Origin of the sequence: uncultured Corynebacterium sp. (assembly GCF_937999985.1) — a bacterium.
Taxonomy (GTDB): Bacteria; Actinomycetota; Actinomycetes; order Mycobacteriales; family Mycobacteriaceae; genus Corynebacterium.
In genome coordinates this window covers 1-8,669 of the sequence record NZ_CALLDG010000137.1, presented here as the reverse complement: position 1 = coordinate 8,669, position 8,669 = coordinate 1, and the positions used below count along the sequence as shown (strand labels likewise).

At 65.8% G+C, this 8,669-nt stretch carries 9 protein-coding genes; 4 read left to right on the top strand and 5 right to left on the bottom strand.

Going from position 1 to position 8,669, the window contains the following annotated elements:
• Positions 1–340: 340 nt before the first annotated feature.
• From Q0331_RS06565 to Q0331_RS06550, 4 genes are all read left to right on the top strand, one after another.
• Entirely contained in the window at positions 341–1,270 is a 930-nt protein-coding gene (locus Q0331_RS06565) for a ribokinase (protein ID WP_298075626.1), read from the top strand.
• Positions 1,271–2,341, top strand: a complete 1,071-nt coding sequence (locus Q0331_RS06560) for a nucleoside hydrolase (protein ID WP_298075625.1) — start codon at positions 1,271–1,273, stop codon at positions 2,339–2,341.
• A 260-nt stretch (positions 2,342–2,601) separates the two neighbouring features.
• Positions 2,602–3,975, top strand: coding sequence for an MFS transporter (locus tag Q0331_RS06555; RefSeq protein WP_298075627.1), 1,374 nt, complete (start codon positions 2,602–2,604; stop codon positions 3,973–3,975).
• Positions 3,976–4,143: 168 nt separating this feature from the next.
• Positions 4,144–5,157 carry a bile acid:sodium symporter family protein gene (locus tag Q0331_RS06550; RefSeq protein ID WP_298075624.1) on the top strand — a complete coding sequence of 338 codons (1,014 nt, stop codon included), beginning with the start codon at positions 4,144–4,146 and terminating at the stop codon, positions 5,155–5,157.
• Between the two features lie 52 nt (positions 5,158–5,209).
• Here Q0331_RS06550 and Q0331_RS06545 read toward each other — a convergent pair whose 3' ends face one another.
• The 5 genes from Q0331_RS06545 to Q0331_RS06525 form a co-directional block, all read right to left on the bottom strand.
• Positions 5,210–5,770, bottom strand: coding sequence for an NUDIX domain-containing protein (locus Q0331_RS06545; protein WP_298075623.1), 561 nt, complete (start codon positions 5,768–5,770; stop codon positions 5,210–5,212).
• 48 nt (positions 5,771–5,818) lie between these two features.
• On the bottom strand, positions 5,819–6,184 hold the full coding sequence (locus tag Q0331_RS06540) for a branched-chain amino acid transporter permease (RefSeq protein ID WP_298075622.1): 366 nt from the start codon (positions 6,182–6,184) through the stop codon (positions 5,819–5,821).
• Entirely contained in the window at positions 6,185–6,937 is a 753-nt protein-coding gene (locus tag Q0331_RS06535; RefSeq protein WP_298075621.1) for an AzlC family ABC transporter permease, read from the bottom strand.
• On the bottom strand, positions 6,938–7,876 hold the full coding sequence (locus Q0331_RS06530; RefSeq protein ID WP_298075620.1) for a hypothetical protein: 939 nt from the start codon (positions 7,874–7,876) through the stop codon (positions 6,938–6,940).
• The coding region (locus tag Q0331_RS06525) for an HDIG domain-containing metalloprotein (RefSeq protein ID WP_298075619.1) at positions 7,873–8,669 on the bottom strand (797 nt) is incomplete at its 5' end. The genes Q0331_RS06525 and Q0331_RS06530, both read right to left, overlap by 4 nt.

Genomic DNA, 8,669 nt, shown 5'->3' with positions numbered 1-8,669 from the left:
GCCGAGCCCCGGTCGTTGGGCTTTTGATCATTGAGCCTTTGGTGTCTGGCCCCCAATTCCTTAAGCCCCCGACGCCCGTCGGGGGCTTATTTCCTGCCAGCCTTACGGTTCCTAACAGGCGAATGTCCCAAATCGTCGAGTTATTGAAAGTAGCGGGTGTGAAGCACAAAAGGCAACTCTCTGACCTGCGGAAATAGAATAGTTATGTTTTAAGACCTGGAATTTGGGACATTCACCCTTCCAACCGGCCACCGCCACCCCAAAGATCCCCACATCCGCACCCGCCACCCCAGCTCCACCGCGCCAGCTAACCCAATATTCTCCAGTATTCTGGGGAAGCATGAGAGACTCCAACGCCACCGTCGTCGTATCCGGCACCACCAACGTCGACACCTTCGTCACCGTTCAGAACTTCCCCCAGCCAGGGGAAACGACCATCGCAGAACCCGGCATAGAGGGGCTGGGCGGAAAGGGTGCCAATCAGGCGGCGGCCTGCGCACACATGGGCGTCAATACCGTGCTTCTATCTGCGGTAGGCGGCGACCCGCAAGGTGACCTGGCGCTGAAGGAGCTGCGCGAACACGGCGTAGACACCGACTACATCGTGATTAGTCGACAGCCAACCGGTCGCGCGTTCATCATGAACGACCCGAGCGGCGAGAACATCATCATCGTCACCTCCGGTGCGAACGAGCTGGTCAGCCCCGCCCAGCAGCGCGAAACCGTCGACGACCTACGCCGCCGCGGACCCGTACCTATCGTGCTTGCGCAGGGCGAACTGACCCCAGAGCACAGTGCGGAGCTGCCGAAGCTGGTGGCGGGCTCGGACTCGCGGCTGGTGCTGAACCTCGCACCCGTAACCACGCGCGACCCCGACCTGCTGGCCGCGGCCGATCCGCTGGTGCTGAACGAGGGTGAGGCCGCCGCGGTGCTCGACGCCGCCCCCGGCACGCCCATCGAGGAGCTGCTGGATCGCCTGCGCCCCATCGCTCGCTCTGTGGTTGTTACCTTGGGGCAGCGCGGAGCCATGATTGTGGAGGGTGACGCCGAACCGGTGCACATCCCCGCCGTCTACGTCGAGCGCGTCGTGGACACCACGGGTGCAGGCGATGCGTTCTGCGGCACGCTCGCGGCGGCGCTGGCGCAGGGGGAGAGCCTAGTTGATGCATGCACGTTGGGCGCAGCGGCCGGGGCGCTGGCCACGCAGAAGCGCGGCGCGGCGGGCAGCTACGCCACCGAAAACGAAATCCGTCGACTAGGAGACGCATAAATGACACAGAAGATCATCCTGGACTGCGATCCGGGGCACGACGACGCAATCGCCATGCTCCTGGCCTGGGGTAACCCGAACCTGGATCTGCTGGCGGTCACGACGGTGGCGGGCAACCAGACATTGGAGAAGGTCACCAAGAACGCCCTGGCCCTCGCGCGAGTAGGCAACATCACAGGCATTCCCTTCGCCGCCGGAGCGGACCGCCCGCTGGTGGCACCACAGATCATTCCGGAGGAAATCCACGGGGATAGCGGCCTGGACGGCCCGCAGCTGCCCGCCGCCGGAATCGAGCTGGATACCCGCCACGCGGTGAACCTCATCGCGGACATCATTCGCGAAAACGAGCCGGGGTCCGTCACCCTCGTGCCCACGGGGGCGCTGACCAACATCGCCCTGTTCGCCCGCATGTATCCCGAGCTGGTGGAGCGCGTAGGTGGCGTCACCCTAATGGGCGGCGCGCACCACGCTGGCAACATGACCCCGAGCGCCGAGTTCAACATCCTGGCCGACCCGGAGGCTGCGAAGATCGTGTTCGGCGCAGGCTGGCCGGTGACGATGGTCGGGCTGGACGTCACGCACAAGGTGCTGGCCACGCCGCAGCGGATGGAGCAGCTGGCGGAGGTCGACACCGACGTGGCGAAGTTCATCGCGGAGCTGGTGGAGTTCTTCGGCGGCGCGTACATGAAGGAGCGGCACTACCCCGGCCCGCCGATGCACGACCCGCTGGCCGTCGCGGCCGTGGCAGACCCGCAGGTCGTGCGCACAATCCTGGCGCCCATCGACGTGGAGACCAAGGGCGAGCTGACCCGCGGGGCGACCATCGTGGACCTGCGGCGCACCTGGGGTAGCCAGGATGGCGGGCAGGATCCGACGGCGCTGGGCACTGCGGATGATTCTGATTTTGACGCCACCGCCTCCGCCACCGCAGCGGATGCAACCGGCACGGCCGGCCAGCCTGGCGCAGCGGGCGCTACCCTGCGCACCCGCGTAGCTGTGGATGTCGATGCAGAACGCTTCTGGAACCTGCTGGTCGACGCGCTGCAGCGAATCGGGAATACGGGGTTTTAGTCAGGCGCAAGTACGGGGTTCTAGTCAGGCGCGCGTTCATCGCTTAGAGTTCTAGCTGCAACTACTGAAACTCCAATTGGTTTTCAATTGACACTGAATCGGAGCCGCCCATGAACTCCACTAATCCGCACGCCGACAACGCACCATCCGGAAAGCCCGGTGGTGTGGCCGACGGAACTACAGCCACTGGAGCCCCTGCCGCGGCTGCGGCCGCATCGCCGGATCCGGTCGACTCCCGCCCCGGCGGCATCGGCCTGTTGATGGCGGTGCTGATCACCGCGGCGGTCGCGTTCCAGCTGAACGCCTCCATGCTCTCGCCGGTGCTGGCCACCATGGCCCGCGAGCTGAACACCGACGAGGCCGCCACGGGTCTCACCCAAACCGCCTTCTTCACCGGTGGAGCCATGTGCGGCCTGTTCCTGCCGCGTCTGTCCGACATTGTCGGCCGCCGGAAGATCCTCGTCATCATGCTGGGCGTGATGTCCCTCGGCGGCCTCATCGCCGCGCTGGCGCCGAACATTGGCGTGCTGATGGTCGCTCGCGCGATGCAGGGCATCGCCGGCCCCACAATCCCCATGACCCTGATCATCCTGCGCAGCCAGGTCAAGGAGGAGGTCCGACTGGGCACCCTCATGGGACTGCTCGCAGCCATCAACGGCGGCGTCGCCGGTATCGACGTGATCCTCGCCGGCTGGATGGCCGAGCACTGGGGCTTCCGCTCCGTCTTCTGGCTCATCGCCATCATCGGCACCATCGCCACCCTGGTCATTGCTTTCGGCGCGCCGGAGTCCAAGCCGTCGGACAATGTGAAGATGGACTGGGCGGGCGCTGCTCTGCTGGTGGTATCGGTGCTGTGCATCACGTTGGGCGTCAACGAGGCAGGCAAGGCCGGGGCAGCAAACTGGCTGTACGTCATCGCTATGTTCATCGTCGGCGCGGTCGTCTTCCTGGCCTTCTGGAAGTACGAGAACCGCCACGACCAGCCACTGGTTGCCCCGAAGTACCTGGCCCGCCGCCACACCTGGGCGCTGCTGGCCACCACGGTGCTGACCATGACCGGCGTGTTTGCCGCGGTCAACGGCCTGGCTATCTCCCTGGCACAGAACCCGGATGCAGGTTTCGGTCTGGAGGCCGACAAGGCTTCCCTGTGGCTGCTGACCCCCTACGCCCTCATCGGCTGGGCCGTCGGCCCCTTCGCCGGCCGCTGGGCACCGAAGGTGGGCTACGGACGGCTGATCATCATCGCCAACCTCGCCAGTGCGGCTCTCATGCTGGCTCTGGCGTTCGTCGGCGTGCACTCGCTGCCGGTGCTGATCATCACCGTGATCCTGCTGGGTGTCACCTACGCGGGCATCGCCAACATCGTCATCAACAACCTGGGCGTGGTGAACTCCCCGAAGGATAACGAGGGCTTCCTGCCCGGCATGAACTCCGCAGCCTTCAACCTGGGTGCAGGCGTGTCCTTCGCCGTGCTGCCGGTCTTCCAAGTCGCAGGCTCCCCCCAGGGCTCGGACTCCGCCGCCGGTTACGTCACCGCGTTCATCGTCGCTGCGGTGATCCTTGGCATCGCCGCGGCCGTGGCGGCGCTGATCCCGAAGCAGACCGTCGCGGAGCTCGACCGCGCCATCGTCTAACCCACCGGCGCACAATCAACGTCGGGCAGGCGCCCAACCCGCCGGTGCCGCGCGCCAATCCACGTTTCGGCCCCCGCAAGCCTACGCACACCCCAACCCACCCGGTGCCTGGCACGTTGTGGACGGTCAAGGTTCGCGGGGGCGGGGGCGTCAATAAGATAAAGGCCCATGGCAGCAAAACAGTCGCTATGGCATCGCATCATTAGTTACCGGCCGGACTTCCTCATCGTCCTGATCGTCATCGCGGTCGTCGCGGCGATCATTGTGCCCGTGCGCGGCGAGGCGGCGGATGTCGCCAACACCATCACGAAGGTCGCCATCGCGTTCCTGTTCTTCCTCTACGGCGCGCGCCTATCGCCGCAAGAGGCCCTGAAAGGCCTCATGCACTGGCGGCTGCACCTGCTGATCTTGGCATTCACGTTCGTGGTATTCCCACTGATCGGCGTGGCGATGATGCCGCTGAAGGCGGTCGTCGGAAACGAACTCTACCTGGGCATTCTCTTCTGCACCCTCGTGCCATCGACCGTGCAATCCTCCGTCGCCTTCACCAGCATCGCGCGCGGCCACGTCGCCGCCTCGATCGTCGCGGCCAGCGTCTCTAGCCTGCTGGGAGTGCTTTTCACACCGTTGCTGGTGCTGTTGCTGATGTCTTCTTCGGAAGGCTTTCATATTGACGCCACCACGTTCCTCGACATCGGAGTCCAGCTACTGCTGCCGTTTGCCATCGGCCAGCTGCTGCGCAGGTGGGTGTATAAGTTCGCGGCCTCCAAGGCGACGAAGAAGGTGGACCAGATCTCCATCGGCCTGGTGGTGTACGTCAGCTTCTCGGAGGGCATCGTCTCCGGCGTGTGGAGTTCGGTCAATTGGCTGACGATTCTGGGCCTGGTGCTGGGCTCCATCGCGCTGGTGCATTTGATGCTGGGTGTGACGAGCCTGACCTCGCGGAAACTGGGATTCGACTATGCCGACCAGGTGGCCATCCAGTTCGCGGGCACCAAGAAGTCCCTGGCCTCGGGGCTGCCGATGGCGGCGGTGATGTTCGGCGGGGCGAGCCTGGGCATGATGATCCTGCCTCTGATGATCTTCCACCAGGTGCAGCTGGTGATCTGCTCCCTGCGCGCCAGCTCCTATGCCGCGCGCTTCCCGGAGGGCGGGAAAACCGCGGGCGCGCACACCTGGTAGGCGCTCGGGCTTACGCGGCGCGGGGCTTGCCGCGAGTCCGCGCCTACTGCGCCTATTCCGGCTTCTGCAGTCGCTTCACGTAGCCCATGCGCGGGCGGAAGCCCCCCGGGTGCTTCATCTGCGCCACCGCGTCGGCAATCACCAGGCGGAAGCGCGGCTGCATCGGCGGCATCTGGGAGATCGAGTACCAGCCCACCTGCGTGGACTCGTCATCCCCGATCACCGGCTCGTCGTTGAAGTCGCCGGTCTCGGGGTCGGGGATCACGGTGCAGCGGACGGTGGTGTCCACATAGCTGGTCACATCCCCATTTGGGTACTCCACGGGGCCGACCTGGCCCACGCCCAGCAGCGCGTCCACCTGCACGTGCAGGCCGGTTTCCTCCCACACCTCACGGATGGCCGCCAGGTGCGGCTCCTCCCGCGGGTCCACGATCCCGGTCACGGGAGTCCACTGACCGTCGTCGGCACGCTTGACCAGCAGCACCTCCGGCACGGCCCAGATGGGTGCGCCCTCTGGAACGTCTCGGATGACAATGGCCGTCACGCCGGGCAGCCACAGCTCGTCGTGGCCGATTTTCTTGCGCAGTTCAACGATGAAATCAGGGGTCGGCATGGGCGCTATTCTACGGTGCTGGGGCTAGGTGCGGCGGGGGAGGGGGCGTCAAAAAATAAGGTTCACCAACACCAGATACAGCACCGTGCCCAACAAGATCGACAACGTGGCCGAGCGGCGCCAGAGGTGCAGGGCGACGGTGAAGGCCAGGGCGACGGCGACCGCCGCGAAGCCACCCGGCGCATCCGCCTGGCCGGAGACCGTGTAGACGACTAGGAGGGTCATCACGCCAACGGGCATAGCCAGGCCCAGCCAGGCGACCAGGTCGGATTCGCGGAAGAAGCGCAGGGCGGCGAAAGGCAGGCCGCGCAGGGCGAGCGTGACCAGGAAGATCGAGCCGAGGATCGCCAAGGTGGGGCCGAGTTCCACGCCCTCGGGGAGACCCGCGGCGGCCTGCAGGTGTACGGCGGGCATCTACTCCACCTCCCGGGAGGCAGCGTTATCCGCGCCTACCTTCAGACGCAGCGCGCGGTCCAGCGGCGGGCACAGGAAGCGCACGATGAGGCTCACGAAGTACAGGCTCATGCCAATCATCAACATGTTGTCCGGCGAGATCAGCAGGCCGACCGCACCACACACTGCCGCCACAATCGGCAGGGAGAGGTCCTTGAAGCTCACGAAAGCCTCGATCGCCAGCACCGTGAACAAAGCAATCAGTGCAAACTCCATGCCCTGAATCTCGAAGGGCAGGGCGCTGCCGAACAGCGCGCCGAGCACGCCACCGCCGACCCAGCCGATCTGCAGCAGGATCTGCACGGCCATCACGCGGGCGGTCGACCACTTCGCGTCGCGCCGGGCGGCGAGGATCGCATACGTCTCGTCCGTCAGCGCATAGATGCCATATGCCCTGGCCAGCCAGCCGCGCACCTGGGAGATGGGGTAGTTCAGGGCGTAGAAGGCGTGGCGGAAGTTCACCAGGAACCCGTACAGCGCCGCGCTCAGCGGCCCCACGCCACCCGTGACCAACGAGACCGCCAGGAACTCCATCGAGCCCGCGTAGATGACGAAGGAGAAGATCGGCGCCCACCACCACGCGAAACCGACCTGGGTGATCAGCAGGCCAAAGGCCAGACCCAGCGGCACCATGCCCAAGGCCACAGGCCAGGCGTCGGCAATCCCGGCGCGCCAGTCAGCGTTCCTGTCGCGGTGGGTGCTGCTTGCGGCCATCTAGTTGCGCTCCGGGTGGCTCGCCCAGGTTGCGAACAGGTTTTTGGGGAAGGGGCTGTTCTTCATAATGTGACGCCACGTCTCCGCCGGTCGGTCTGTGAACACATCTTCTGCGGTTGCGGCCTGGAGGCCGGCGATCCCGGAATCCAGCCAGCCGCGCACGTCGGCGGCGCTCAGGAGGACGTAGCTGTGGAAGAGCCGCAGGCCGCGCAGCACGGAGGGATCCACATGGCCGACGACCTGCGCTACCTGCTCGTCCACGCTGGGTGCCTCTTCGGCGGTGCTGACCAGCATGAACTGCCCGCGCGCGCCGAAGCGGGCGGCAGGGGCCGGATTGGCTTCAGGACTGCCGGGGCCGGGGGCTTCAGGGCTGCCGGGGCCGGGGGCTTCAGGGCTGCCGCTCGCCGCTTCACCATTGCTGCTCGTCGCGTCCAGCTCCAAACGATCAGCGTCCAACAGGCCGACGGCAAGCACGACGGGTTCGTTGTCGCCGCCGATGAAGAAGACCTTCGGCTTGGTGAGCTTCTCCGCCAGCGAGGGCAGGTGATTGGCAACGGCTTCGCTGCTCATGAGGCCCAAGCGGACAGCCACGATGGTGGCGCCGCCGACCTGTGCGGCGCCGGGCCCCTGGCCGTCGGCCTCCGGGTCGTCCTGCACTTCCAGCACCAATAGCGCGTCCGCGCCGGGCAACCCCGGCACGGCGAGCACGCCTGGCGAGGTGCCGAAGGCATCCACGAACGCCTCCAGGTGCGCGGGCTCAATGTCGGCGGTATCCAGGTAGCCGTCAGGGTCCACGACCACGGCTGGAGCCTGGAAGATAACGTCTCCGGGCTGCACGTTGAACTGGCTCTCGATGCCGTTCTCGATCCCGTTCTCGGTGTCGTTCTCCGTGCCATTCGGCTGCCCTGCGGTGCCGCTCGACTGCTGGTCAGCGCTCACTTTTGCGACCCACCTTTCTGTTCGCCCCACCATTGTTTCAGCGCGGCAATGGCGTCCTCACGCTCCATCGGCCCGCGATCCAGCCGCAGCTCCTTCAAGTACGCCCAGGCCTTGCCCACATCAGGGCCGGGCTTGAGATCCAGGATCTGCATGATCTCGTTGCCGTCCAGGTCGGGGCGGACGGCAGCGAGGTCCTCCTGCTCCTGTAGCTGCTCGATGCGCTTTTCCAAATTATCGTAGGTGCGCTGCAGTCTCTGGGCTTTTCGCTGGTTGCGGGTGGTGCAATCGGCGCGCACCAGCAGGTGCAGCAGTGGCAGCAGCTCGCCGGCGTCGTTGACATAACGGCGCACGGCGGAGTCGGTCCAGGTGGATTCGTTGTTGTCCTTTTCCCCGGCGCCACGGCGGGCGTCCTGGTTCTGCCCTTTGCCCTGCGTGTCCGCGTAACCGTGGAAGCGCATGTGCAGAAACACCAGCTGGCCGATGTCCTGAACGTGCTGCTTGGAGTACTTGAGCTTGCGCAGGCGGCGGCGGGTGATGCGCGCGCCGACGACCTCGTGCTGGTGGAAGGTCACCGCTCCAGATTCTGTAAAAGCCCTGGTATCGGGCTTGCCGATGTCGTGCAGCAGCGCGGCCATGCGCAATTCCAGCGAGGGCTCCAACCCGCGCTCGGCCTCCAGGTTCACGGCGTTGCGAAGCACCTTCAGCGAGTGCCAGTACACGTCCTTGTGCTGGCGGTGCTCGTCCTGCGTGAGCTTCAGAGCTGGCAGCTCCGGCAGCACGTGGTCGGCCAGCC

What these genes read in the sequence shown, in the direction of transcription:
- Q0331_RS06565 (WP_298075626.1), top strand. Translation starts at nt 341, where the DNA reads ATGAGAGACTCCAACGCCACCGTCGTCGTATCCGGCACCACCAACGTC.
- Q0331_RS06560 (WP_298075625.1), top strand. Translation starts at nt 1,271, where the DNA reads ATGACACAGAAGATCATCCTGGACTGCGATCCGGGGCACGACGACGCA.
- Q0331_RS06555 (WP_298075627.1), top strand. Translation starts at nt 2,602, where the DNA reads ATGGCGGTGCTGATCACCGCGGCGGTCGCGTTCCAGCTGAACGCCTCC.
- Q0331_RS06550 (WP_298075624.1), top strand. Translation starts at nt 4,144, where the DNA reads ATGGCAGCAAAACAGTCGCTATGGCATCGCATCATTAGTTACCGGCCG.
- Q0331_RS06545 (WP_298075623.1), bottom strand. Translation starts at nt 5,770, where the DNA reads ATGCCGACCCCTGATTTCATCGTTGAACTGCGCAAGAAAATCGGCCAC.
- Q0331_RS06540 (WP_298075622.1), bottom strand. Translation starts at nt 6,184, where the DNA reads ATGCCCGCCGTACACCTGCAGGCCGCCGCGGGTCTCCCCGAGGGCGTG.
- Q0331_RS06535 (WP_298075621.1), bottom strand. Translation starts at nt 6,937, where the DNA reads ATGGCCGCAAGCAGCACCCACCGCGACAGGAACGCTGACTGGCGCGCC.